This is a genomic window from Tepidibacillus sp. LV47, assembly GCF_048381575.1.
Taxonomy (GTDB): Bacteria; Bacillota; Bacilli; order Tepidibacillales; family Tepidibacillaceae; genus Tepidibacillus.
In genome coordinates, this window is sequence record NZ_JBLWIF010000005.1 from 155,722 (window position 1) to 180,546 (window position 24,825).

Genomic DNA, 24,825 nt, shown 5'->3' on the forward strand with positions numbered 1-24,825 from the left:
TTTTAATTAAAGTTTTCATCTTTTGTATAAATTCTTTCTAATGGACCGGTCAAAATCCGATTGATATCGGCAAAAAGGACACTCAACCGTTGTTCCGCTTCTAGAAGTTGTTTCAATTCTAAGTCTTTAATTAATTCTTCATAAAGTTGATTCATTTTTTCCATTTCTTTAGGCCCCACAGGTGATCCTTGCATCTGATTCTTTTGCAGTTGAAATTGCTGAAAACGAAACTCATCTACTTTTTTACTTTTTTCCGGGTGATTCATTACCTTTTGCGAAAGTTGTTTCACCAAAAGATAATTCTCATCTTTTTCTATTGCCCGAGCTAATTCAAAAGCGATATCATAAATATTCGCCATATTCCCCCTCCCTTTTCTATTCTTATCTATAATTTACCATATTACACAAGTATTCTGAAAGTTTTTGATTATGAATAAAAGAGGAACAAAAGTCCCTGAAATAAGCCAATCAACCCACCTAAAATCCCGCCAAAAAAGGTAATCATTTTTAATTCTTTTCCAGATACCTCTACGATCATCTTCTCTAACTCTTTTAGGGAGAAGCGATTTACTTCTTCTCTTACCACTTTTGCTATTGATAAATAAGAAAACCAATGTTCCAAACGCTCTTGAATGAATCCAAAGATTTGCTCATAGAAGCGCTCTAAAAAATTGTTTTCAAGCAGGAAATCAACTGCTTGTCCAATGGGTATTTCTTCAATTTTGGCCACACTTTGCTTGATCCAATTCCCGATTTGTTCTTCCAAGTACGGTTCGATTGGATTGATCCATGTTTCCATCGGCTTTGTTTTTAATTGGTTCCATTCCTTCCGAAGAAAGGTAACAAAAATTTGATAGGCATTTGGTTGATCAAGAAGTTGATCCAAATAAGCCTGTAATTTTTGTAAAAGTTGTGTTCCATCAAAAAATATTCCTGCCAAAAATCCTAACATCTTTCTTCCTTCAAGAAGCTCAAAAATAATCGATTCTAACCACCTAGCTCCTTGTTCAGAATGGAGATAATCTTTCATTTCACCGATAAAAGTAACAGCAAGATTGTCAATTTGTTCCTCAACTCTCTCTAAAATGTCTTGCGAGAAAAGCTCTTCTATACTTTTCTTTTTCCATTCACTTTTTTTTATATATATAGGCATATATTTAGACAAACTAGCCAAATCATGATGAAAAAACGCAGCGAATACATCACCAATTCTCATATTTTGTTCTCGATATCCTTTTAACTTTTCAAGCAATTTTTGGTACAGTTTTTCTTTCATATTCGTTTTTTCGATAAATTCCTTTAAACCTTTTGCCGTAAATAAATACTTTTCCACCATATTCCCTAATTTCTCAGCAATTTCTTCTCGTCTTTTTGGGATTACACCAGGTGTAAAAGGGACTTGCCAATTTCCAATTTTCCATGGTTGATAAGGGCGAAACAACATACGGATCGCCAATTCATTTGTAAGTGCTCCGATGATTGCGCCAATGAAGATAGACATAAATAGTTGAATCATGACGTTATCTCCTTTCATCCTTTCAAGGCCAATGCCTAACACACCTAAATTTTAAAAACATATTATGATAGTAGTTTATTTTTGTTTTGGAAAGGGGAGAAGCGAATGGGTATCGTACAAGTTCAAGTTGAAACACAAGAAGATCAGCAAAAACCGACGATCTATGCAAATATCGCTACAATCAATCGGCTCAACCTTCCCATCAATCAACCCATCTCCCTTAAATTTGGAAAAATAATAACCGAGGTAAAAGTGACTCTTAGCTCCAATAGCGGCAATTTAATGCGAATCCCATCTGATCTTGCAACACAACTTCATATCCCAAATGGTACATTGCTTAACGCGAAATTTGATAAAGAAAAAGGACTATTGTTAGGCCCGATTTTCGGCATATTAGTACAAAGCGTCAATCCTAAACAACCCCAAACCCCATTTGGCAAATTAACAGAGTTCTTTAAAGAGGTTGCTCTTCTTGCAAGAAATCAAGGGATTTTATTTTATATTTTCACCATTCAAGATATTTATCATGGATCGCAAACCATTCAGGGATGGTTCTATCGCAATAATCAATGGGAAGTGGGAATATTCCCCTTGCCTGATGTGATTTATAATCGAATCTCATCTCGCAGTCAAGAAAGAAAATTCAAAGCAAAGATCGCTGAATTACAAAAACAAATTCCTTTTTTTAATGAGCACTTTTTAAATAAATGGCAAGTATATGAAATGCTGAAAAAAACTTCGATTCATCAATTTATGCCAGAAACCACTTATTTTAAAGGAAACCAATCTCTCAAAGAGATGATAAAAAAATACCCGATCGTTTATCTAAAACCGACCAATGGTGCATTAGGTAAAGGGATTATTAAAATCGAACGGTCACCCGAACAATATATTGTTCAATATTCACGGATCAATGGGGCATCTACATTCTATTTTAAAAACTTAAATAAGCTACTTAAACACCTTTATCCTCGATTACAATCGGAACCTTATTTAATCCAAGAGGGACTTAACTTAATTCAACTGAATCGGCGTCCCATCGATTTTCGCATTCTTGTTCAAAAAAACGGCCGGGGCCATTGGTCGATTACATCGATGATTGCAAGAATCGCCAATGATCAGCAATTTGTATCGAATCTTGCTAGAGGTGGAACACAAGCAGGTGTAATGGCAACTATTCGCCAAGCAAGTCCAGAATTAAGCAAAACCATAAAAAAAGAACATTTTCGTAAATTAGCTTTACAAATTGCCAAAAAACTGGAAGAATCAACATCTGGTCATTTTGCAGAATTAGGTATTGACCTAGGTTTAGATAACGATGGGAAAATTTGGCTCCTAGAAGTTAACTCCAAGCCATCGAAAACAGAAGAAACGACCTTAGCTGGACCAAGACCTTCCGTTCATCGTCTGATTCAATATGTACGCTTTCTTACTGGTTTTCCTGAAAGGGTAAAAGGGAGTAGGCGAAAATGAAAAACCGCAAAACCATATTGGGTATTATGACATGCCAGAATAAAAAATACCTCTTTTTTGAGAAAGAGTATTTTAAACAATTATATAAAATTGGGAAAAAAAATAATATTGATGTCTATGTCTTCTATCCAGACTCGATCGATTGGAAAAGCAAAACAACAAATGGATTTCAGTATAATCCCTATAAAAACCGCTTCGAGACAAAAATTTTCCCCATCCCCACATTTATCTATGATCGATGTTTTTATTCGTCAAGAAAAGAATACCGAACTTATCTTCCTTATATCAAGAAAATCAAACAAGAACGAATCCCATTTTTAGGAAATGGGTTAAAGGGAAAATGGGAAGTTTATCAGATTCTTTCAACCAATCCCCTTTTCAAATCTCATCTCCCCAAAACGGCAATCTATCGAGGAGAAAACCAGCTTTTTCAGTGGTTATCGACAATGCCAATCATTCTAAAACCAATCGGAGGAAGCCATGGTAAAGGTGTGATAAAAGTAAGTATCCAAAATCGTGCTTACCATATCTTAGGAAGGGCCTATAACAATAAAAAAATCCACCTTATCTTTCAAAACAAAAAAGAGTTCCTTAATTGGATTCATTCGTTTACAAAAGAAAAACGATACCTTATTCAACAGTATTTAAATTTAACCACTTCACAGTATCAACCATATGATATTAGGGTATTAGTTCAAAAAAACGAAAACGGGCAATGGGAAACCACCGGAATGGCAGCACGAATCGGCGATGCCAGTAATATTACCTCAAATCTTCATGGAGGCGGAAAAGTAGAATCAGCCGTTCACCTCATCCAAAAAGAATTTTCACACTATAAAGCAAAAGAGATCCTTGAACTAATTCACTCTTTTGCCAAAACTATTCCCCCGTTTATAGAACAATCCCACGGAGAACTGTTCGAATTAGGTCTTGATCTTGGCATTGATCAACAAGGAAAAGTATGGATCATCGAAGTGAATTCAAAGCCGGGCAGAAATGTATTTTCGATCCTAGGTGAAGAACAGACAATCATAAAATCTGTGAGCCAGCCCATTCTTTATACGAAATATTTAGCAAAAAATCGATCATTAGGAGGAAATGCACAATGACATCCATTTCCACCAAACTCCGTATCTTTCCATCCCAGAATAACACCATCTTTCTATCAAAAAAACTGATCCACCAATTAGGGATAAAACCTAATCAAAAAATAGATCTTTTTTTGGGCCTGAAACATTTAGATGTAAAAGTGTTAGAGAAAAAAATGAACCAAGATCAAACGTTCCTTTCTTCTTCGGTTTATAAAAAACTTCACCTCCCCTACCAAAAACAAATCATGATCAAGAGAGAGAACAATAGAATCCGCATTGGCCCTCTTATTGGGATATTAACAACCGATTATTCAGGAAAAAAATTTACTAATTCAACTTCTGAATTTGAAAACCCATTTAGTCAGTTTTTTAAAAAATTATTAGAACCTGAACCCTTCTATCCTGCTTATTATTTTGTCTTTACCCCGGAGCAAGTCGACTGGCCAAGTAGAACCGTAAACGGTTTTTTTTATCTTCCACAGTTAAAGGGAAAAGAATGGCAACAAATAAGAGTTCCTCTACCTGATGTTGTCTATAACCGCGTACCTAACCGAACCACTGAGAAAACACCTGCCGTTGTACAATTTAAAGAAAACTATCAACGACTTGGAGGAATACTATTTAACCAAAATTTTTTCAATAAGTGGGAAATGCACCAGATCCTTTCCGTAGATGACAGAATCAAAAAATATTTTCCTGAAACTTATTTAAGTTCCCATATTTCTACTTTGGAATATATGTTAAGCAAATATCCGCTGGTCTACCTAAAACCTTCAGAGGGAAGCCTTGGTCTTGGAATTTATAAGATTCAAAAAGAACGCAATCATTACCTTCTATTTTACCGCCAGCAAAATCAAAATCGAGCCATTTCATTTAAAAATCTCCATAATCTTTATCAAACCATTCTTAGAAATAAACATAAAGCAAATCATTACCTCATCCAGCAGGGAATTCATTTACTAAAATATCAAAATCGACCTGTAGATTTCCGTGTACACATGCATAAAAACAGGGCGAACAAATGGAATGTTGTCGCTATTGGTGCCAAGGTTGCTGGCAACGGCAGTGTGACTACACATATTCGATCAGGAGGAAAATTGCTTGACGCTAAACAATTCATAGAACAACAGTTTCATTCAGACGCAACTGACATTCTCGAAAGATTAAATCAGGCAGCACTGCAAATCGCTCAAGTCGTTGAAGAAAAATCAACAACCCCGATAGGCGAATTGGGACTTGATATGGGAATTGATCAAGATGCACAAATATGGTTATTTGAAGTGAATTCAAAACCAGGCCGGTCCATTTTTAAGCATCCGAATTTAAAAGCAGCTAGCCATACATCAAGACGATCTCTTCTTGAATATTCCACTTACTTATCTGGATTTTAAATCAAACAAGGGAGGAGTTATCTAATGGCCATACCCCAATATGCCTGGTTACAAATTCACCCTTCACAATCATGGAAAATAATCCTTCCTTCTAAAACGAATACAAAAAAATTTGATCATGCCATTTATCCCCTTGCTGTAGGTTCACACAATCAAATCAAAAACATAGCGACGACATCTTATAAAATCAGCCCAGCAAAATTGCCTTATACCTATCCCATTCGCTTGATCAAAAAAGATAAAGGTTACAAAGCTGGACCTTTTGTTGGCATCCTAACGACAAAAGGAACTCAAGGATTTAAAGGAAATGTCAAAAATTTCATTGATATTATCCAAATGGGCAAAAAAGCAGGAGTATTCATCTTTGTTTTCCCTGCTGAAGAGGTAGACTTAATCGACCAAACAGTAAAAGCATATATTTATGATTCCAATCAAAAAAAATGGGTAACACAGATTCTTCCTTTCCCTGATGTGGTGTATAATCGCATCCCAAGTCGAAAAGAAGAAAGCAAACCTAGTGTAAAAGCAGTTTTAGAGTATTTAGTTAAAGAAAACATTCCTTTTTTTAATCCTTATTTTTTCAATAAATGGGCTTTACATCAATGGATGAGTGAGAATAAAGAACTGACTAAAATCCTTCCGGATACCACCATTTTAAAAGAAGAAGATCTAAGTCGCTATCTTCAACAATATACCATGCTATATCTAAAGCCAGTAAATGGAAAAGCAGGAATCGGATTTATGAAAATTGAAAAAAAAGAAAATCATTTCTATCTTACCTATCAAACCAAGCAAATGACCTATCACCAAAGTTTTAGAAACTTCCAATCCTTATGGCAGAAAGTCCATTCCCTTGCCAAGAACAAAAAATATATTATTCAACAAGGTATTTTTCTAAACACTTATCAACAACAACCCTATGACCTCCGAGTATTGGTCCAAAAAAACGGGAAAAACCAGTGGAAAGTGACTGGTATCGGTGTACGCGTAGCTGGAAAACAAAGCATTACCACCCATGTTCCCCAAGGTGGATATATTCAATCGGTGGATCAAGTCTTTAAAGAAACCTTTGCTGATAAAGGACTGTCAAATAAATGGAAAGAAAAAATAGCTAGGCTCGCAGTGAAAATCGCTAAACATATTGAAGCAAAAACTGACCATCTTCTTGGTGAAATGTCAATGGATTTAGGAATTGATAAAAACGGAAATCTCTGGTTCTTTGAAGCCAATGCCAAACCGATGGAATTTGACGAACCAAATATTCGAGAAACATCTCTTTTACGCTTAATTCAATACTTCCGCTATTTATCTGGTTTTGTCCCTAAAGGAGGGAAAGTATGAGGATGATCAAAATCACAAGAGATACGAATGACCAACATCGGCAAATACTGATTCGCTTTATCCAAAAATATGGAGATAACCATATTACCAAAAAAGCCATCGATTGGTTAAAACAAACTCCTTTCAAAAAACTTACCCCTGAAAATGGCGATCTTATTTATGTCATGGTTGATCAGAAAATGATCGTTGGTGTTCTAGCCATCATCCATTATGGACTGAAGCAAGCTTTTATTGTCGTTCATCCGAAAACACGTAAGAAAGGAATTGCTTATCAACTGATCACAGAAGCCCAAAAATTCTTAGACCGTTTCTATGTTAAGGTGGCCAATGACAATATCCCTAGTCTAAAACTTTGTTTTGCCACCGACATGCAAGCATTTGCGTTAACAAAAGGACCAACAGGAAAACCAACTTTGATTTTAGGTTGGGGAAATTGGAGCAAAGAAGAGTGGGAAAGCTCGCTATAAAATTGCGCTGAATCATACAAGCCAAGCTTATTAGAGGTCAGGAAGCCATTTCTCTCAAAAAATGAGGCTCGGAAAACCGAACCTCATTTTTGTTATTGAATAACTCGTTTCGCAAAAAGGAAAGTCTTATTCCAATAGCCTGAGTTTGGATACATGGTGGATGTGGTCACCCCAACACCTGGTTTATAGGTGTGGAGAATTATAATCGTTCCATTCGATAGAACCTCTTTGGCAATCCCTACATGATCGATATATGGTTTGCCATTTACAAACTTACCAGCTGTAGCAAAAAAGAGCAAATCTCCTTTTTGAATATCACTTCTTTTTACATAAGTTCCTACCGTTGCCTGCTGGCGAGAACTACGAGGAAGTCTAATACCATTTTCTCCATAAACTTTTTGCGTAAAGCTAGAACAATCGAACTTATAGGTACCATCTTTGTCATAATCGGCTCCGAATTTATAGTCGACACCCCAATATTTCAAACCTGTTTGAATAATCGCATCTGCCAATTGATTCGTTAGAGTTGGAGCTTGAGTTGTTGTCGTTGGCACTGTACTTGAATTAGAGCTACTTGTATTACTTGATATATTGGTTGGTGCTGCAGTTGTAGGCTGTGCTACGGCTTGTCCATCTATGATAAATCTTCTTGCTCCAAAATACCTTTGATCAAAATAATTACTGTTTAAAGAATGAACCTCTACTTTTCCACTAAATGAGGAAGCAAATTGTCCATTTCCAATATAGATTCCGACAAAATTGGGAACATCCCCTTTATAGGAAAAGAAGACAATATCCCCTGCTTGTAATTCATTTCGATCCACATGCACACCATAAAATGCCTGGTATTTTACCGTTCTCGGAACGGTTATACCGTTCTTTTGATAGACATAATAGACAAGACCTGACGTGTCAAAACCAGTTTGTGGGGATTCGCCGCCAAACCGATATGGAGAGCCAAGTAAACTTAAGGCATCCTCTACAATGTTTGTACTTGTTATTGTCGCTGCTTGAACTGATCCACTTGGCAAAAAGACAAAAGAAGTGGCAAAAAACATCGCCATAGTCAATACCAAAGTAATCAGCCGCTTTGCTAGATATCTCATACATGACCTCCCATTTTTTTCTAAATCTATGAAACCATCACTTTTGTAAAAAGCGATTTTTCATAGAATTTAGATAGATTTTGTTTTGTTAGGTACATGGTAACATAGATCAATGTTCGCTCAGGCATGTAAAATCTGCCAAGAACGTAGAACCATTGAAATAGAGGGAATTGGAAAATTTTTGTTATGCATAATCTACAAAAAAAATACCATACTATTACTTAATCACCAGAATTGGGAAGTGAGAAAGGATGTTCATTCGCTCTTGGTTTAATAAGAATAAACACAGAAATAAGCAACCCCAACAACAAAATAGGCCAGTCATTCCTATTTCAGCAAATTTAGAAGATACGATTACAAAAATCATAAATCAATTAGGAAATAGCCCAGATGTAATCGTGCGACGGTTCACATTAGGGAAGGAAAAAAGAATTCCTGCAGCCCTGCTTTATACAGATGGTCTTGTTAGTAACAGTATTGTAAACCACTTTTTTCAAACCTTATTAACTGAATATCCGGAACATTCCAACCTATCACCACGAACTGTCGTTAAGGACCAATTATTAAATGTGGGCGAGGTCATAGAATCGGAAAATCAAACAAAGATTATAAATGAGCTGCTTAGAGGGGCATCTGTGATCCTCATCGAAGGTGAAAAAAAAGCCCTTATTGCAAATTCCAAAGGATGGGAAAGTCGGGGAGTAACAGAGCCCGAAAACCAAGTAGTTATCAGAGGTCCACGGGAAGGGTTTACAGAAAATATTCGCACCAATACTGCTCTAATTCGGAGAAAAATTCCCAGTTCCAAGTTGCGATTAGAACAAATGAGAATTGGAACATTAACAGAAACGACTGTCGGGATCATGTATATCGAAGGGAATGCCAACCCAAAAATCGTAGAAGAAGTGCGAAACAGATTAAGCAAGATTAAAATCGACAGTGTCCTAGAAAGCGGCTATCTTGAAGAATTTATCCAGGACGCCAAGTGGTCGTTATTTCCTACTATCTTTAATACAGAACGTCCTGATATCGCTGCAGCAGAATTATTAGAAGGAAAAATTGTGATCCTCGTGGATGGAACCCCATTCGTTTTGGTTGTTCCTGCCACAATTGTTAGGTTTTTTGATGCAGCAGATGATTATTATATCCGCGCTCCTATGGCTTCCTTATTGCGTTTATTGCGGATTGCCACTTTTATGCTTTCGATGATTTTACCTTCCCTTTATGTGGCAGTTACTACCTTTCATCAAGAGTTATTGCCAACCACCTTGTTGATTAGCATAGCAGCACAACGAGAAGGGATACCTTTTCCTGCTTTTGTAGAAGCCCTGATGATGGAATTAACGTTTGAAGTGCTGCGGGAAGCAGGAATAAGGATGCCAAGAGCAGTAGGGCAAGCGGTCTCCATTGTCGGAGCATTAGTTCTTGGAACAGCTGCCGTTGAAGCAGGAATTATTTCAGCAGCAATGGTAATTATCGTCTCCATGACAGCCATTGCTGGTTTTACAGCTCCTTCTGTAGATTTAGCCATTGCAGCACGGATTATCCGCTTTGGTTTGCTTGTTTTAAGTGCAAGCTTTGGTCTGTTTGGGATTTTATTTGGTTTAATGATGATTGCCATCCATTTAGTTGGGTTGCGTTCCTTTGGAATTCCTTATTTAAATGGACTCGCGCCTTTTAATCTTAGCGATCAAAAAGATATCTTTATGCGCATTCCCTGGTTTATGATGTTAAGCCGGCCAAGACTTTTTAGTCAAGCAAATGAAGTTCGCGAAAAACCTACTATCCCCCATCCGCCAAAAAGCCGAAGGCGCAATAAACAGGAGGGCGATCCATCATGAACAAAAGGATCCTATCTCTTTTTCTTTTTATCAGTTTTATCATCTTCTTTTCGACAGGGTGTTGGAATCGGCGTGAACTAAATGAACTTGCCATTGTCACAGCAGCAGGTATTGATCCAGGCCCTAAAAAAGGAGAAATCACTGTGGTTTTTCAGATCGTTAACCCTTCTGCAATCTCTGGGAAACAAGGAGTAAGCAGTACGATGACTCCTTTTATTACTATAAAGTCTACAGGGAAAACGGTATTTGACGCGGTGCGCAAAGCAACAAGAGAAATGTCTCGCAGGCTTTATTTTGCCCACACTCAGGCATGGATTTTTAATGAAGAATTGGTGCGAAAAAGCGGGATTAAAGCTTTTCTTGATTTTTTAATCCGGGATGCAGAGATACGGATAAATGCACCTGTTTTAGTTACGAAAGGGCAAAAGGCAGAAGAGATCTTAACCACTCAATTACCTCTTGATTCAATCAATGGGGTTTCCATCAAAAAGCACCTAGAAAATGCGCAAAAGTCTGGGGGTTTTACTCGTGTCGTGGAATTAAGGGAGTTGATCAATGTTTTATCAAATCCTATAAGGAGCGCCATTGTTCCTTATGTTTTTAACTCGCCTATTAGCCCTAATAAGGATACATTGGAACACACACAATTGTCAAAACCAGACACTGTAATAAAAACGGAAGGGTTTGCCGTCTTTAAGAAAGATAAATTGATCGGTTTTCTTAATAGTGATGAAGCAAGGGGTCTCCTTTTTGTAACCGATAAGGTCGATAAAGGAGTATTGCCCATTTCTTTTCATGGGCACCATCATGCAATGGAAATTATAAGGTCCAAAACCAAAATGAAAACAAGACTTGTTGATAGCAAGCCTGAAGTTGATCTAGAGATCAAGCTTGTTGTTAATGTTGGAGAGGTAAGTATGCCTTTAAATTTAACAAATCCCTCGCTCATTAAAAAACTTGAAACAGTCACGAATCATGAAGTGAAAAAAGAAGTAGAGCATGTCATTCAAAAGGCGCAAAAAAAATATAAGGCAGACATCTTTGGTTTTGGAGAGGAGTTCAAACGAGAATACCCAAAAGAATGGAAAAAACTCGAAAACAATTGGGAAAAAGAATTTGTTGATTTAACCGTCAACGTAAAAGTGAATACCACTATTTATGAAACCGGATTGTTAAAATAAGTTTTTCTAAACTGAAATGAAAGGAAATCAATGATGGTCATCGGAGTCGGGCTTTTTATTTTGTTTGTTTCTTACATTCAACTGAAACCTCTTTTTCGAGAAAAACAAAAAAAAGAAATTTACGTTTATATAGGTTTGATGATTTTGGCTGCTTACCTATCGATTGGCAGGATGTTAAACCTTTATATTCCTAACCCAACCAATGGCATCCGACTTCTTTTTCAACCCGTTCAACAATGGATTGACCAATTGTTGAGTTGAATTCAGCGACATTTGGAGGTAGATGTATGTTAGAAAACGGAGTGATCAATCGATTCCAATTTGGGCTCTTAGTGATTAGCTTTACAACAGGAAGTGCCGTATTAATGATCCCATCAACTGTAGTGGCTAAAGCAAAACAAGATGGTTGGCTCTCTATATTATCGGCAACCATTTTAGCAATCGGATTCATATCGATCATGGTGACCCTAGCGAAGCAATACCCAAAACAAACGTTAATCGAAATCATGGAAACACTACTAGGTAAGCCAATTGGTAAAGTCATCGGATTATTGTATGCATGGTTTTTCCTTCATTTAAGCGCCTTAGTGATGCGGAATGCGACAGATTTTTCTACTACTGCGATTATGCCAGAAACGCCACCGATTACATTTGCATTAATGGCTGGTATCTTAATCTATATGGTAACGGTGCAAGGGATTGAAGGAATCGGACGTTCCAATGAACTTTTTACACCTTTTATGGTTAGTGGCATATGGCTCACTTTATTTCTACTTTTTCCTTTAATGGAAACAAAAAGAATATTTCCTCTTTTTGCCGAAGGAATAAAACCAATCTTAAAAGGAGCTATGCCTGTCCTTGGTTTTCCCTTCGCAGAATTAGTGATATTTCTTATGATTTTCCCTTTTGTAAATAACCAAAAACATCTCAAGAACGTGTGGATAAGTGGAGTAGTGATTGGCGGTTTAACTTTAATGCTCATTACTCTGGGCGCGATCCTTGTATTAGACGTACCACTAACCAAAATGGCTATTTTTCCTACACTAAAGATGGCTCGATTAATTAATATAGGGGAATTTTTGACAAGGTTGGAGGCTATGATTGCCCTATCCTATTTACTTACCCTCTATATAAAAATGACTCTTAGTTTTTATGCAGGGGTATTAGCGTTTGCACAAGTATTCAATTTAACGGATTATCGCATCATTGTTCTTCCATTAATCATGATTGTGATTTCTTTATCGATTATTCTCAATAAAAATATTATCGAAGTTTCTGAATTTGCGGCAACAACTTGGACTCCTTATGCCCTACTTTTTGGTTTTATGATTCCCTTGCTATTGTTAGGAATTAGCTTTTTTAAACAAAAGCAGCAAAAAGTAAGAAACTAATGCATCTCCATTCCATAAATTTAAAAAAATTATGAAAATTATTTAATTTTATGTTAAAATAAAGAAAAATTTTACAAGGGTGATAGGAGTGGTCATTACGCCGTTGATTGATAAATTTGAAGATTTGATCAATAAGACTGAAAACAAGAAGATGTATGAAATAGCAAGAAACATACAAAAATTATCTTTGATTGGCCAACTCTCCGCAGCATTAGTTCACGAAATCCGTAATCCCCTTACCTCGATAAAAGGATTCTTACAATTAATTGAAAGTGGCATCATCGAAAAAAATTATTTCGATATCATTCATTCAGAATTTCAGCGTATTGAATTAATCCTTAGTGAATTATTAGTCGTTACTAGACCTCAAGTTACTGTATTTCATAAGCAATCGATTCAATCGATTATTCATCACGTGATTACGCTTATGCAGCCTCAGGCCACCTTACATAATATTGAATTAATCAGCAACTTGGCAAATGAACCTTTATGGATCGAATGCGATGAAAACCAATTAAAGCAAGTCTTTCTCAATTTAATTAAAAATTCAATTGAAGCGATGCCTAATGGAGGCCAAATTAGAATCGACGTAACCAAAGCATCCTCTTTCACAAAGATCCGTATTATTGATCAAGGTTGTGGTATTCCTAAAGACATAATGGATAAAATTGGTCAACCATTTTTTACAACCAAGGAAACTGGTACAGGCTTGGGCATGATGATCAGTCACCAAATTGTAAAAAATCACAAAGGAACCATTGAGATTCAAAGTGAAGAAACAAAAGGAACCACGATTACAATTCAATTACCACTATACACCTTAAATATTTCCTAAGTAACTTGTAAGTTAACAAAAATAAGGTGAGTTAAGATACCCACCTTATAAAAATTTTCTGAACACTTTTTTCCCATCAAAGGAGAATAATACCGGTCGTTCTTCGATTTTTGTTTCAATATGCACGGTTTTCCCCCAAAGTTGATAAACATAAGGAAGGGTTTTTTCAACATAGCGGATATCGAGTTCGATTCCTTCATATTGATGTTTCAGATATAATTCTCCGTTTCGCAAATAGTCCCCATTTTCTACGACGATATAAGGGAATCCCCCATTTACCTTTGATTGAACCAGTTGATCTCGAATCTTTTCCCAATCCCTCTCTACAATCACCCATTCGTTCCCTTTTTTTTGATAAAGGTAAAGCTCCATCTCTTTCACATTTTCTTTGGTCAAATAATTCTGTAAGAAGGAAATATCCCGTTCTAATTCTCTAACTTCAAAAATTTTTTGCCTTCCTTGCCCTGGTCTTCTTCCAAATTGTTCTTGTTCTTCTTTTGTCGGGTTATCCCATCTTTTCTCAATATCTTCAAAGAGTTTTACTCCAAGATAATAGGGATTGATCGAAGTCCTTGATGGTTGTAAAACAGCCGCATTTAATTTTGCAAATTCGATGGTCTCTTCTTCAGTTAAATCCATCTCGCGTAAAATTCGAGTATGCCAATACGAAGCCCAACCTTCGTTCATGATTTTGGTTTCGATTTGTGGCCAGAAATAAAGCATCTCTTCTCTTAACATGGTTAAGATATCTCGTTGCCAATCTTCTAGAATTGTACTGTATTCTTGAATAAAGAGAACAATATCTTTTTCTGGTTTAGGAGGGAGTTTACGTTCTTTTTTTGCTTTTTCTACTTTTTTCTCGTTCCTAATATCTAATTCCCACAGATCATCATAAGGAGTAGGCGGCTTCTTAGGGGTATTTTCGATCTCCTCCTCCTGTAGATCATACCGAAGTTTTGGCACCATTAAACTTGGGTCCACATGTTCCTGAATCGATAAAGCGGCATCTAAAAAGTTTTCTACCACTTCTTTTCCATACTCGATCTCATAATTGCGAATTCGTTCCGCTGTGGCTGACATACTTTCAACCATATCGCGATTTGTCTTTGAAAAATAAACATTATTCTTAAAGAAATCGGTATGAGCCAAGACGTGGGCCACGATTAATTTATTCTGAATCAGCGAATTTCCTTCAAGTAAAAAAGCATAACTTGGATTGGAGTTAATCACAAGCTCATAGATTTTACTTAATCCCAAGTCATATTGCAGTTTCATTCGATGGAATGCCTTCCCAAAACTCCAGTGAGAAAAACGGGTCGGCATTCCATAGGCCCCAAAGGTATAAATTATATCAGGAGGGCAGATTTCGTATCTCATGGGAAATGGATCAAGACCAAATCCTTTGGCAATCTCAGTAATTTCCCCAATTGCTCGTTCCAGTTCTCTTAACTCATCCATCTACTACCCCTCTCAATCGTTTTGCTCTCCATTTTTCGAAAAGAAAGTTTTTAATGCTTGATATACCTCTGATTTTTCGCGTATGACTGCATAACGAAACTTTTCATCTTTAATATTTTTGAATACACTCATTAGTGTAGAATGACGGTTATAGGAATTGATCTCGCCATAGCCAAACATATTGGAACGTTTTAATAGTTCTTTTACAGCATGTAAACTTCGCTCATTATCTGAGGTTAAATTATCTCCATCAGAAAAGTGTACAGGATAAATGTTAAAACGATCGGGCGGGTACCTGGTATCAATGATTTCAAGGGCTTTTCTATAAGCGGAAGAGCAGATAGTTCCACCGCTTTCTCCCCGAGTGAAAAACTCTTCTTCCGTCACTTCTTTCGCCTCTGTATGATGAGCAATAAAGACAATTTCCACATGTTCATATTTTGTTCGTAAAAATCGAACCATCCAGAAGAAAAACGTCCTGGCAACATACTTTTCAAACATTCCCATACTCCCACTCGTATCCATCATCGCAATGACAACTGCTTGAGAGTGGGGTTTTATGACTTCTTCCCAAGTTTTAAAACGAAGGTCATCGATGGAAATATTTTTAATCACCGCTTTGCCATTCAAACTATTTCGCTTCAAGTTCTCAAGAATAGTTCGTTTTTTATCAATATTCCCCATCAGACCTTTTTTACGAACATCATTAAAGCGGATATCTTCCACAATCATTTTCTGATTGGGCTTATCTTTTAGATTCGGCAATTCTAAATCGGCAAATAACATTTCTTCAATTTCTTCAACAGTTACCTCTGCTTCATAAATGTCTACTCCTGGCTGGTCTCCAGCGCCGCTGCCTTTTCCTGGCCCTGCTTGACTGCCATCATCGTCCCCTAATACATCACCAACTTTTCCTTTACCTTGACCGGCTAATTTTTGTTTGTTGTAATTATAACGAAAACGGTATTCATCTAATGATCGGATGGGGATTTTGACAATCTCTTTTCCATTTGAGAGAATAATACTTTCTTCACTGACTAAATCAGGAAGATTCTTTTTAATCGCTTCACGAACTTTTTGTTTATGCCGCATTTGATCTTCGTACCCTTTTCGGTGTAAAGACCAATCTTCCTTGGAGACGCTAAAGAGAGGTTCACCCACATTTCTCCCCCCTTTTTCCTTTAGCGATTTAGGAGGCTACCTACATATTTCAACAAATCATTGGCACAGATTGGACAATACCCATATTCTTCGATTAATGTCTTACTCACTTCATTAATTTTCTTTAACTGATTTTCGTCAGGAGTTTTTGTCGTGGTAGTAATTTTGACTACATCTTTTAAATCGGCAAATAATTTCTTTTGAATGGCTTCACGCAAACGATCATGACTCTTATAATCAAATTTCTTTCCTTTTCTCGCATAAGCGGAGATTCGAATTAAGATTTCTTCGCGAAATGCTTTTTTGGCATTTTCCGAAATACCGATTTGTTCTTCGATGGAGCGCATTAAACGTTCATCTGGTGGAAGCTCTTCACCTGTTATTGGGTCGCGAATTTTAGTCATATTGGCATAAGCTTCAACATTATCCAAATAATTATCCATCAAAGTTTTTGCTGATTCTTCAAAGGAATAAACAAACGCCTTTTGCACTTCATTTTTAGCCTCGGTGTCGTATTCTTTACGCGCCATTGAGATGAAATTCAGGTACTTCTCACGGTCTTCTCTTGTAATCGATGGATGTTGATCCAATCCGTCTTTTAATGCCCGAAGCAGATCGAGTGCATTGATACATTTGGTATCTTCTTTAATTAAGGCGCTGGAAATTCGGTTAATCACATAACGCGGGTCAATGCCTGTCATGCCTTCATCTGGGTATTCATTGCGAAGTTCTTTGATATCTGCTTCTGAGAAGCCTTCCACATCTTGGCCGTCATACAGACGCATTTTCTTTAAGATGTCCATTCCTTGCTTCTTGGATTCCCGTAATCGAGTTAGAATCGTGAAGATCGCAGCTGTTTTTAAGGCATGGGGTGCAATATGCACATCTTTAATATCACTTTGAAAGATGAGTTTTTTATAAATTTTTTCTTCCTCTGATACTCTTAAATTATAAGGAATAGGCATCACGATAATTCTTGATTGCAATGCCTCATTCTTTTTATTACTAATAAAGGCTTTATATTCTGCTTCATTCGTGTGGGCGATAATGAGCTCATCGGCTGAAATCAGCGCAAATCTTCCTGCTTTAAAGTTTCCTTCTTGGGTTAGGGATAAAAGGTTCCAAAGAAATTTTTCATCAGCTTTTAACATTTCTTGAAATTCCATTAATCCTCGGTTTGCCTTATTTAATTCTCCATCAAAACGATAAGCGCGTGGATCCGATTCTGATCCATATTCAGCAATGGTAGAAAAATCAATACTTCCTGTTAAATCAGCGATATCTTGCGATTTTGGATCAGAAGGGGAAAAAGTCCCAATCCCGATTCTTTTCGATTCAGAAAATAAGACTCGCTCTACTTCAACGTCTTCAATCCGCCCCTGGTATTTTGTTTCTAAATTCAACTGGCATAATGGGCACAAGTTCCCTTCAATTTTTATTCCGAATTCTTTTTCAAATTCTGGCCTCAAATCATAAGGAATTAAGTGAAGGGGATCTTCATGCATAGGACAACCTTTAATCCCGTATAAAGCGCCTTTTTCTGTCCGCGTATACGCTTCAAGCCCTCTTTTTAACATTTGAACAATCGTCGACTTTCCTCCACTAACAGGTCCCATCAAAAGGAGCACTCTTTTTCTTACATCTAAACGTTTTGCCGCAGAATGAAAATATTCTTCCACCAATCGTTCAATGGCTTCATCTAATCCAAACAGTTCATTGCTAAAGAATTTATATTGTTTATTTCCATTAACAATTTCAACGCCATGATCAATAATCATTTGATAAACCCTGGAATGGGCAGTTTGAGCTACATGTGGATTTTTTTTCAGGATCTCCAAGTAATCAACAAAGGTGCCTTCCCAAGCTAACTGTTTTTCCCTTTCCTGATACCTTGCAATCTTTTTTAAGATATCCATAGTAGCCTCCTTTCTTCTTTTTCAAAAACACCAAAAGACCTTTAGCAGTTTTTAAAATCATTCTTTTTACTACTATATTCTTCTTACTTGTAGTACATGATGAAATTGGTGATGAAACGAAAAACTTTACGTGAAAAATATAATTATTATAAATTGTATGCGTCCCAACTAGGTTTGTTTCTACTTTACAAATAAAAATAGGTTTGTATATTCCAACGCTCTTATGGAATATACAAACCTAATAAGTTAGCTTGTATGTTTAATAAGCTGATTCTTTAGAGCGAGTTTTCCCACCGACCTTATTTACGGAAAGCCGTAAGGTTAGGAACAGAGTTAGAACATACAAGCCATTCTAAGATTTTGTGAAAATAAATTACAAAAAGTAATGGATTTTGGGTTCAATTTTCTCCCCTAGCCAAATTTCTCCAAAGGAATATTTGGGGCTTAGCCTTTTATCTGTTGGAGAACCTGGATTGAAATATAAAACCCCCTGATCCCATTCTTGATAAGCCTGATGACTATGGCCAAAAATGACAATATCCACTTTATCTTTGGCAAAAGCTTGTTTCACCCGTTGAATCGTTGTTCCATAGGCTCCATCTCCATGGATGATTCCAATATAGAAGCCTGCATATTGTACGATTTTTTTCTTCCCTAATTGCATGAGGATTTCTGGTCCATCATTATTGCCGGCTACCCCTTCGAGAGGTTTTAGGGATTGAAGGTCAATCAATACCTCATAAGCAGTAAAATCCCCAGCATGGATAACTAAATCGGATGATTCAATCGATTGAAAAACAATTTCAGGAAGCCACTTTGCTCTTTTTGGAATATGTGTATCAGCTATAACTGTAATCTTCATAAAAACCTCTCTTTTATTCTTTTAATAATGTATCTTTTCGATATTCACGGCAATGACAATGATCCTGATGCTCATCGATTTCATACATTGCATCAATTAAAATATTGCCGATCGTATGAGATTCTTGATAGAAGATATCACTGAGATCCTTGTGATCCCAATCTTTAATGATTCCTTCTGCATAGTTGACAACCATATATATTCCCGCATAGCAAGCACCAATTTCCCTTGCTAAATAGACTTCAGGGGCGATGCTTTGTCCTACCACATCGGCAAACCATGTGCGAAACATCTGAACCTCTGCTCTTGATTCAAAATGCCTGCCATCTGTATTTACATAAACCCCACGGTTAAAGACATGACGTCCTAAAGGTTCTACTCGCTGTTTGGCCACTTTTGTTAGAGCTTTTGCTTGAGTAGGGCAAATAGGGTCCCTCATGGTAAGAAGATAGGGTCCGCCTAATCCCACATCTTGACGCATCGAATGGTCAATATAATCATCAACAATAACCAAATCGCGTAATTCTAACAAACGATTAATACTGCCGACGCCACCTTCAGCAAAAATTTTCTTAACCCCTGCTTGTCCAAAAATCCAAAAAAGTTGTTGAGAAGCCACTCCTCGAGAAATTCCCTCATTTGGTCTCCATCCATGCATACGAACGGTAAGAACTTTTTTATCTCCCACTTGAATCAGTTTTAACTTTGGTCCTTTTCCAAAAGGAGTATCAAAAACAAGATCCGTTTCTAAAACCTTGACATCGTCACGATGTAAATCTTCTGGGAAGTTAATGGAAAATGTACTTGATCCTTGAATGATTGCGAATTTTACCTTTGGTATATCCATGATTCGTTCCCCTCCCATTTTTTCAATTCACTCGTTATTTTAACCCTGGAAAATTTAATTGGCGTAATGCTTCATATACAATGATCGCTGCAGAATTGGATAAATTGAGTGAACGTACTGCTTCTCCCATAGGAATAGTAATCGTATGATCCCAATTTTTCTTTAAAATTTCCATCGGCAGTCCTGCCGTCTCTTTGCCAAAAACGAAAAAGTCTTCATCTTGATATTGCAAATCGGTATATTTTTGCTCCGTTTTGGTTGTGGCATAAAAAAAACGGCCATTAGGATATTTGGCATATAGTTCCTCAATGGAATCATAATAATGAATATCAACGGCATGCCAGTAATCAAGTCCAGCTCTTTTTAACATTTTATCGTCAGTAGAAAAGCCAAGGGGTCGAATTAAATGAAGCCTTGTTCCTGTTGCGGCACAAGTGCGAGCAATATTCCCTGTATTTGCTGGAATTTCTGGTTCGTGCAAGACGATATTCAAAGCCATTTCTTTTCACCTCATTGCAATTTCAACCAATAAACTCTTTTTATTATACTACAAATCCATTTATGAAAAAAAATAAAAAGCATCTCAAGGCGAGATACTTTTTGACTGCTTATTTCCATTTTCAAAAATGATCATGAATGTGAAAAAACTTATACTGAATCTTTGGGGTCCAAGCATAAGAATCTTGATAGGACCAGTTTCTCTTTCTTGAATTAACCGTATGGGCATTCACTAGAGGCATTCCTAATGCATCAAATCCTGTTACAATAGTATTATGTTGCCAATGTCCATCTCCATTAAAATCATAGCAAATGACATCACCTAATTGCAATTGATCTGGTGAACTTACTTCCGTTGCTCGTAACCCTGTTTGGCTTGTTTGTAAATACCAACGCAAACTATGGGCAACAGACCAACTATAACTCCAGGTATCACTAGACTGACCAGATCCTTTGTACCACCAACCTTTTCCACGGTTCCCTACATGGGTCATTGGAGCTCCACCAGCTAATAAGCATTGGGAAACATAATTGGTACAATCTACCTCAAATTTACGAAAACGAGGATTGTAACTGTTCCACCATTTTTCCGCATAGAAAACGGCTCGTTCACGATCATACATCACCATATTCATTCCCCCTTCACCCTCAATCTATGGCGAAGGGAATCAGAATATGAAAAAATGGGGCTTTAACCTTTAACCTGATATCCTTCTAAGTTAAGGAGGAATTTTTTGATCTCAATTCCGCCACCATAGCCAACTAAATTCCCATTTGTTCCAATGACACGGTGACAAGGTACAATAATGGGTACTGGATTTTGATGGTTTGCTCCGCCAACTGCTCTTACTGCTTTTGGGGCATTAATTTGCATGGCAATATCTTTATATGTGCGAACTTGTCCATAAGGAATGGTAAATAAATTTTGCCATACAAGCTTTTGAAAAGAAGTACCATATAGATCAACTTGAACATCAAAGGTCTTTCTCTTTTTTTCAAAGTAATCAGTTAACTGTTGCTTTACATCATCTAATTCATTTTGGGCTGGTACGAATTGCTCTGTATTTAACCAACGTTTTGCCCATCTTTGTAAAGCTGGAAAAGTATCTTTAGACATGCCAAAGTCGATCCAACAAACACCTTTTGTCGTTGCTGCAATGGTTAAGTAGCCAATTGGTGTTTCCATTTCCGTGTAGTAAATCACTCTCGATGATGGTTTCATCGAACTCCCCCTTAAGAGGTTGGTTTCTACTAATGTTAACGATTTATTTCTTATTTGGCGAATCGGCAATATCTTGATTAGCCAGCCTTTTTAAGGATTTGTTAATCTCAGCTAAGACTTTTTCCTCTTTTTCTTTAAATTTTACGGATTCCAAAATTTCTTTTGCTTGTTGTCCCCGAATCTTACCTATTGCCCAAGCTGTTGTTTGCCGAATCATCGGTCTCTTATCTTTTTCAAGGATTTCTTTTAGCAATGGTAAGGATGATTCATCTTTAAAATGAGCCAAGCCAATAATCGCATTTCTTTGTAATGTTTTTTTCCCGCGCCATGCAGCAGATGTCTTCCCCCAAGTTTGTTTAAACTCCTTGTTTGAGATCGTTAGCAAAGGTTTTAATAAAGGCTTTGCTAGTTCAGGATTAGGTCGTGTTAATTCATGATGCATCGAATTGATTCCTTTATTTTTTGGACAGACGATTTGGCAAGTGTCACAGCCGTAAATCCGATTCCCTAATTTCTCCATCCAATGTTCTTCTAACATATCTTTCCGTTGGGTAATGTAAGATAAACATTGTTTCCCATTTACTTGATATGGACTTACGATCGCTTGAGTAGGACAGGCATTGATACAACGGGTGCAATCTCCACATTGATTTTCCATTGGCTGATCTTCAGGAAAGGAGATGTTTGTGACCATTTCCCCTAAATAAACATATGAACCAAACTCAGGAGAAATAAGAAGTGAGTTTTTACCAATCCAGCCAATTCCTGCTCTTTCAGCGACAGCATGATCAGATAACACTCCCGTATCTGACATCACTACATATTCTGCCGAAGGAACCAATTCTTTTAAATACCGGCCTAACAGATTTAATTTTTCATGGAGGATCAGGTGGTAATCGAGGCCCCATGCAGACCTTGATACAAACCCTCGATACTCTCCTTTTGTACTTTTCGGTGGTGATACGATTTTCGATGGATAGGCAATAGCGATGGCAATGATTGATTTTGCATTTTCTAAACTTAACTTCGGATTCGTTCTTTTATCTAAGTCTTTTTCTTCAAAACCAGATTCATATCCTAACTCTCGATGACGAATAAGAATTTCTTTTAACTCAAGAAAGGGATCTGCAGAAGTAAAACCAATTTTGTCGATACCAATTTTTTTGGCATATTGAATGATCTGTTCTTTCAAATCTTGATTCATCTTCATCACTCTATCCTAATCATTACTAAATGTATATTATAGGGCATGTAAATGAAGAATAGTAGTGATGAATTCTTGGTAAACTTATCTTTTCTTGGGTTAACCTTGTCTTTTTAATTCATGCAAAAGAATTCTTATAGAGGGGTCTCTTTTCCCTAATTGGCCAAGTTTGTCCATTAATAAATCATAGTTTGACTTGGATAAAGTAATCTTGACCGTCATTTCTTCTTCTTTTATTTCTTGTTTTGCTATAGCTTTAACGGCTAGTTGATCGGCTAATTCATTAAAGCGGTTTCCTGAATGTCCCTTAACTTTTACCCATTTTACGGTTCTCTCTTCAACTAAGGGAAGCAAAGTCTTCCAAAGATCCTGATTCTCTACCGATTTCCCTTGGGAAGTCTTCCAACCATTTTTCAACCAATTCTGAATCCATTTTTGATTAAAAGCATTAATCACATAAGCAGAATCAGAGTAGACGGTTACCTGGCTTCCTGGCGGGGTATTTTTCAAGGCTTCAATCACAGCGGTTAGTTCCATGCGATTATTGGTCGTCTGTTTTTCCCCACCTGAAAAAGACCTACCATCTGTAAAAACAACACCCCAGCCTCCAGGCTGCATCCCAGAGGCTTGATTATTGGAACAAGCACCATCTGTATATACTTCAAAGGATTGATTACCCATGATTAACCTCCTTTTGAATTATCATTCTCCTTATTTTTGCAATAACCTTTAATAAATTATGAAAAAATATAAAAAAAAACGCGACTCCTCGTCCATAATCGGAACGAAAAACCGCGTTGGAACTAGCAATAATGTAAGTTCGACAAAAATCAACAATTTTAAAGACAGAATTTAATATACCATGTCTATTGGACAAGGTCAACACTTTTGCAAAAAATCTTAACAAAAATTTTAATAAAAATAGGTTTGTATATTCCAGCTCCGTTGTCCATAACTCCAAAAGTCGCAACTTGAAATATATTATGAAAAAAGCCAATGCTCTGATCTCTCAAAGCATTGGCTAATATCTTCACTATGTATGGTGCCGGTGAAGGGACTCGAACCCCCACTCCTTTTGGGAACGCGATTTTGAGTCGCGCGCGTCTGCCAATTCCGCCACACCGGCGTATTTATATATTCATGATCATAAATAATATTGAATATAAATGGTGCCGAGGACCGGACTTGAACCGGTACGGTAGTCAACCCACCGCAGGATTTTAAGTCCTGTGCGTCTGCCAATTCCGCCACCCCGGCAGATTGGAATGGAAATGGAGGCGGCAACCGGATTCGAACCGGTGATAAAGGTTTTGCAGACCTCTGCCTTACCGCTTGGCTATGCCGCCATCTCCTGGAGCGGACGACGGGATTCGAACCCGCGACCCTCGCCTTGGCAAGGCGATACTCTACCACTGAGCCACGTCCGCAAAGAAGATGTTTAGATTAGCGACTCCAACGATTCTCTATATGGGGCGGTCGATGGGAATCGAACCCATGGATGCCGGAGCCACAATCCGGTGCGTTAACCACTTCGCCACGACCGCCATCTAAGTTTTAGCATGGCAGGGGTGGCAGGAATCGAACCCACACTAACGGTTTTGGAGACCGCTGTTCTACCATTAAACTACACCCCTATAAGTGGTGGAGGGGGTAGGATTCGAACCTACGAAGCATACCGCAACGGATTTACAGTCCGCCCCATTTGACCACTTTGGTACCCCTCCAAAATATGAATATAAATATAATAAATGGTGCCGGCAAGAGGACTTGAACCCCCAACCTACTGATTACAAGTCAGTTGCTCTACCAATTGAGCTATGCCGGCACAATAATGGTGGCTCGGGACGGAATCGAACCGCCGACACGAGGATTTTCAGTCCTCTGCTCTACCGACTGAGCTACCGAGCCATTCAGATGATTAATATAATATCACCTTTACATCAAAGATGTCAATAAGATCATTTACAGTATGGCGGAGCTGACGGGATTCGAACCCGCGATCTCCTGCGTGACAGGCAGGCATG

Annotated in this window: 22 protein-coding genes, 9 tRNA genes and 1 pseudogene; 10 read left to right on the forward strand and 22 right to left on the reverse strand. The window is 37.4% G+C overall.

What is annotated here, in order from left to right:
- Positions 1–2 precede the first annotated feature (2 nt).
- Positions 3–359 (reverse strand): YlbF family regulator, encoded by a 357-nt coding sequence (locus tag ACMW72_RS07880; protein ID WP_418368296.1) that lies wholly within the window; start codon positions 357–359, stop codon positions 3–5.
- A gap of 68 nt (positions 360–427) precedes the next feature.
- On the reverse strand, positions 428–1,516 hold the full coding sequence (locus tag ACMW72_RS07885; RefSeq protein WP_418368297.1) for a DUF445 family protein: 1,089 nt from the start codon (positions 1,514–1,516) through the stop codon (positions 428–430).
- Between the two features lie 105 nt (positions 1,517–1,621).
- Here ACMW72_RS07885 and ACMW72_RS07890 point away from each other — a divergent pair, with 105 nt between their 5' ends.
- The 5 genes from ACMW72_RS07890 to ACMW72_RS07910 are packed head-to-tail and all read left to right on the forward strand — an operon-like array spanning position 1,622 to position 7,279.
- Entirely contained in the window at positions 1,622–2,989 is a 1,368-nt protein-coding gene (locus ACMW72_RS07890) for a YheC/YheD family protein (protein WP_418368298.1), read from the forward strand.
- Positions 2,986–4,098, forward strand: coding sequence for a YheC/YheD family protein (locus ACMW72_RS07895; protein ID WP_418368299.1), 1,113 nt, complete (start codon positions 2,986–2,988; stop codon positions 4,096–4,098). Before ACMW72_RS07890 ends, ACMW72_RS07895 begins: the two co-directional genes overlap by 4 nt.
- Positions 4,095–5,471: a YheC/YheD family protein gene (locus ACMW72_RS07900; protein ID WP_418368300.1), complete on the forward strand. Its 1,377-nt coding sequence runs from the start codon at positions 4,095–4,097 to the stop codon at positions 5,469–5,471. Before ACMW72_RS07895 ends, ACMW72_RS07900 begins: the two co-directional genes overlap by 4 nt.
- A 24-nt stretch (positions 5,472–5,495) precedes the next feature.
- Positions 5,496–6,812 carry a YheC/YheD family protein gene (locus ACMW72_RS07905; RefSeq protein WP_418368301.1) on the forward strand — a complete coding sequence of 439 codons (1,317 nt, stop codon included), beginning with the start codon at positions 5,496–5,498 and terminating at the stop codon, positions 6,810–6,812.
- Positions 6,809–7,279: a GNAT family N-acetyltransferase gene (locus ACMW72_RS07910; protein ID WP_418368302.1), complete on the forward strand. Its 471-nt coding sequence runs from the start codon at positions 6,809–6,811 to the stop codon at positions 7,277–7,279. Before ACMW72_RS07905 ends, ACMW72_RS07910 begins: the two co-directional genes overlap by 4 nt.
- Before the next feature lie 92 nt (positions 7,280–7,371).
- Here ACMW72_RS07910 and ACMW72_RS07915 read toward each other — a convergent pair whose 3' ends face one another.
- Positions 7,372–8,385, reverse strand: coding sequence for a C40 family peptidase (locus ACMW72_RS07915; RefSeq protein ID WP_418368303.1), 1,014 nt, complete (start codon positions 8,383–8,385; stop codon positions 7,372–7,374).
- A 251-nt stretch (positions 8,386–8,636) separates the two neighbouring features.
- On the opposite strand from ACMW72_RS07915, the gene ACMW72_RS07920 reads away from it, so the two are divergent.
- From ACMW72_RS07920 to ACMW72_RS07940, 5 genes are all read left to right on the forward strand, one after another.
- A complete protein-coding gene (locus ACMW72_RS07920; protein ID WP_418368304.1) occupies positions 8,637–10,226 on the forward strand; it encodes a spore germination protein in 1,590 nt (529 codons plus the stop codon).
- Positions 10,223–11,407, forward strand: coding sequence for a Ger(x)C family spore germination protein (locus ACMW72_RS07925; protein ID WP_418368305.1), 1,185 nt, complete (start codon positions 10,223–10,225; stop codon positions 11,405–11,407). Before ACMW72_RS07920 ends, ACMW72_RS07925 begins: the two co-directional genes overlap by 4 nt.
- Before the next feature lie 30 nt (positions 11,408–11,437).
- Positions 11,438–11,668, forward strand: coding sequence for a hypothetical protein (locus tag ACMW72_RS07930; RefSeq protein WP_418368306.1), 231 nt, complete (start codon positions 11,438–11,440; stop codon positions 11,666–11,668).
- Positions 11,669–11,694: 26 nt separating this feature from the next.
- The gene (locus ACMW72_RS07935) at positions 11,695–12,798 is read left to right on the forward strand and encodes a GerAB/ArcD/ProY family transporter (RefSeq protein ID WP_418368307.1); all 1,104 of its coding nucleotides are present in this window, start codon (positions 11,695–11,697) and stop codon (positions 12,796–12,798) included.
- 103 nt (positions 12,799–12,901) lie between these two features.
- Positions 12,902–13,633, forward strand: a complete 732-nt coding sequence (locus ACMW72_RS07940) for an ATP-binding protein (RefSeq protein ID WP_418368308.1) — start codon at positions 12,902–12,904, stop codon at positions 13,631–13,633.
- A gap of 45 nt (positions 13,634–13,678) precedes the next feature.
- Here ACMW72_RS07940 and ACMW72_RS07945 read toward each other — a convergent pair whose 3' ends face one another.
- From ACMW72_RS07945 to ACMW72_RS08035, 19 genes and pseudogenes are all read right to left on the reverse strand, one after another.
- Positions 13,679–15,091, reverse strand: a complete 1,413-nt coding sequence (locus ACMW72_RS07945; protein WP_418368309.1) for a SpoVR family protein — start codon at positions 15,089–15,091, stop codon at positions 13,679–13,681.
- Between the two features lie 12 nt (positions 15,092–15,103).
- The gene (gene yhbH, locus ACMW72_RS07950; protein ID WP_418368310.1) at positions 15,104–16,252 is read right to left on the reverse strand and encodes a sporulation protein YhbH; all 1,149 of its coding nucleotides are present in this window, start codon (positions 16,250–16,252) and stop codon (positions 15,104–15,106) included.
- Between the two features lie 20 nt (positions 16,253–16,272).
- Positions 16,273–18,168, reverse strand: coding sequence for a PrkA family serine protein kinase (locus ACMW72_RS07955; RefSeq protein WP_418368311.1), 1,896 nt, complete (start codon positions 18,166–18,168; stop codon positions 16,273–16,275).
- Between the two features lie 373 nt (positions 18,169–18,541).
- Positions 18,542–19,030, reverse strand: coding sequence for a metallophosphoesterase family protein (locus ACMW72_RS07960; RefSeq protein WP_418368312.1), 489 nt, complete (start codon positions 19,028–19,030; stop codon positions 18,542–18,544).
- Positions 19,031–19,043: 13 nt separating this feature from the next.
- Entirely contained in the window at positions 19,044–19,877 is an 834-nt protein-coding gene (locus ACMW72_RS07965) for an MTAP family purine nucleoside phosphorylase (RefSeq protein WP_418368313.1), read from the reverse strand.
- Positions 19,878–19,911: 34 nt separating this feature from the next.
- Complete coding sequence (trmL, locus tag ACMW72_RS07970; protein WP_418368314.1) at positions 19,912–20,376, reverse strand: tRNA (uridine(34)/cytosine(34)/5-carboxymethylaminomethyluridine(34)-2'-O)-methyltransferase TrmL; 465 nt, start codon at positions 20,374–20,376, stop codon at positions 19,912–19,914.
- A 121-nt stretch (positions 20,377–20,497) separates the two neighbouring features.
- Positions 20,498–20,995: pseudogene (locus tag ACMW72_RS07975) on the reverse strand (amidase domain-containing protein); the annotation flags it as partial.
- Between the two features lie 71 nt (positions 20,996–21,066).
- On the reverse strand, positions 21,067–21,597 hold the full coding sequence (locus ACMW72_RS07980; RefSeq protein WP_418368315.1) for a methylated-DNA--[protein]-cysteine S-methyltransferase: 531 nt from the start codon (positions 21,595–21,597) through the stop codon (positions 21,067–21,069).
- A gap of 43 nt (positions 21,598–21,640) precedes the next feature.
- Positions 21,641–22,807, reverse strand: coding sequence for a tRNA epoxyqueuosine(34) reductase QueG (queG, locus tag ACMW72_RS07985; RefSeq protein WP_418368316.1), 1,167 nt, complete (start codon positions 22,805–22,807; stop codon positions 21,641–21,643).
- Between the two features lie 93 nt (positions 22,808–22,900).
- Complete coding sequence (gene rnhA / locus ACMW72_RS07990) at positions 22,901–23,482, reverse strand: ribonuclease HI (protein ID WP_418368317.1); 582 nt, start codon at positions 23,480–23,482, stop codon at positions 22,901–22,903.
- 359 nt (positions 23,483–23,841) lie between these two features.
- Positions 23,842–23,927 (reverse strand) — tRNA-Leu (locus ACMW72_RS07995).
- Positions 23,928–23,968: 41 nt separating this feature from the next.
- A tRNA-Leu gene (locus ACMW72_RS08000) sits at positions 23,969–24,058 on the reverse strand.
- A 15-nt stretch (positions 24,059–24,073) separates the two neighbouring features.
- A tRNA-Cys gene (locus ACMW72_RS08005) sits at positions 24,074–24,147 on the reverse strand.
- A 6-nt stretch (positions 24,148–24,153) separates the two neighbouring features.
- A tRNA-Gly gene (locus ACMW72_RS08010) sits at positions 24,154–24,228 on the reverse strand.
- 41 nt (positions 24,229–24,269) lie between these two features.
- A tRNA-His gene (locus ACMW72_RS08015) sits at positions 24,270–24,345 on the reverse strand.
- Positions 24,346–24,361: 16 nt separating this feature from the next.
- Positions 24,362–24,435 (reverse strand) — tRNA-Trp (locus tag ACMW72_RS08020).
- Between the two features lie 5 nt (positions 24,436–24,440).
- Positions 24,441–24,525, reverse strand: a tRNA-Tyr gene (locus tag ACMW72_RS08025).
- A 25-nt stretch (positions 24,526–24,550) separates the two neighbouring features.
- A tRNA-Thr gene (locus tag ACMW72_RS08030) sits at positions 24,551–24,626 on the reverse strand.
- Positions 24,627–24,633: 7 nt separating this feature from the next.
- Positions 24,634–24,709, reverse strand: a tRNA-Phe gene (locus ACMW72_RS08035).
- Between the last annotated feature and the right edge of the window lie 116 nt (positions 24,710–24,825).

Excerpts from the sequence above, each read along its gene's own strand:
- ACMW72_RS07935 (WP_418368307.1), top strand. The coding sequence starts at position 11,695 with ATGTTAGAAAACGGAGTGATCAATCGATTCCAATTTGGGCTCTTAGTG.
- ACMW72_RS07980 (WP_418368315.1), bottom strand. The coding sequence starts at position 21,597 with ATGAAACCATCATCGAGAGTGATTTACTACACGGAAATGGAAACACCA.
- ACMW72_RS07965 (WP_418368313.1), bottom strand. The coding sequence starts at position 19,877 with ATGGATATACCAAAGGTAAAATTCGCAATCATTCAAGGATCAAGTACA.
- ACMW72_RS07880 (WP_418368296.1), bottom strand. The coding sequence starts at position 359 with ATGGCGAATATTTATGATATCGCTTTTGAATTAGCTCGGGCAATAGAA.
- ACMW72_RS07895 (WP_418368299.1), top strand. The coding sequence starts at position 2,986 with ATGAAAAACCGCAAAACCATATTGGGTATTATGACATGCCAGAATAAA.
- ACMW72_RS07890 (WP_418368298.1), top strand. The coding sequence starts at position 1,622 with ATGGGTATCGTACAAGTTCAAGTTGAAACACAAGAAGATCAGCAAAAA.
- rnhA (WP_418368317.1), bottom strand. The coding sequence starts at position 23,482 with ATGGGTAATCAATCCTTTGAAGTATATACAGATGGTGCTTGTTCCAAT.
- ACMW72_RS07920 (WP_418368304.1), top strand. The coding sequence starts at position 8,637 with ATGTTCATTCGCTCTTGGTTTAATAAGAATAAACACAGAAATAAGCAA.
- ACMW72_RS07945 (WP_418368309.1), bottom strand. The coding sequence starts at position 15,091 with ATGGATGAGTTAAGAGAACTGGAACGAGCAATTGGGGAAATTACTGAG.
- ACMW72_RS07905 (WP_418368301.1), top strand. The coding sequence starts at position 5,496 with ATGGCCATACCCCAATATGCCTGGTTACAAATTCACCCTTCACAATCA.
- ACMW72_RS07930 (WP_418368306.1), top strand. The coding sequence starts at position 11,438 with ATGATGGTCATCGGAGTCGGGCTTTTTATTTTGTTTGTTTCTTACATT.
- ACMW72_RS07900 (WP_418368300.1), top strand. The coding sequence starts at position 4,095 with ATGACATCCATTTCCACCAAACTCCGTATCTTTCCATCCCAGAATAAC.
- ACMW72_RS07925 (WP_418368305.1), top strand. The coding sequence starts at position 10,223 with ATGAACAAAAGGATCCTATCTCTTTTTCTTTTTATCAGTTTTATCATC.
- trmL (WP_418368314.1), bottom strand. The coding sequence starts at position 20,376 with ATGGCTTTGAATATCGTCTTGCACGAACCAGAAATTCCAGCAAATACA.
- ACMW72_RS07955 (WP_418368311.1), bottom strand. The coding sequence starts at position 18,168 with ATGGATATCTTAAAAAAGATTGCAAGGTATCAGGAAAGGGAAAAACAG.
- ACMW72_RS07885 (WP_418368297.1), bottom strand. The coding sequence starts at position 1,516 with ATGATTCAACTATTTATGTCTATCTTCATTGGCGCAATCATCGGAGCA.
- ACMW72_RS07910 (WP_418368302.1), top strand. The coding sequence starts at position 6,809 with ATGAGGATGATCAAAATCACAAGAGATACGAATGACCAACATCGGCAA.
- ACMW72_RS07960 (WP_418368312.1), bottom strand. The coding sequence starts at position 19,030 with ATGAAGATTACAGTTATAGCTGATACACATATTCCAAAAAGAGCAAAG.
- ACMW72_RS07915 (WP_418368303.1), bottom strand. The coding sequence starts at position 8,385 with ATGAGATATCTAGCAAAGCGGCTGATTACTTTGGTATTGACTATGGCG.
- queG (WP_418368316.1), bottom strand. The coding sequence starts at position 22,807 with ATGAAGATGAATCAAGATTTGAAAGAACAGATCATTCAATATGCCAAA.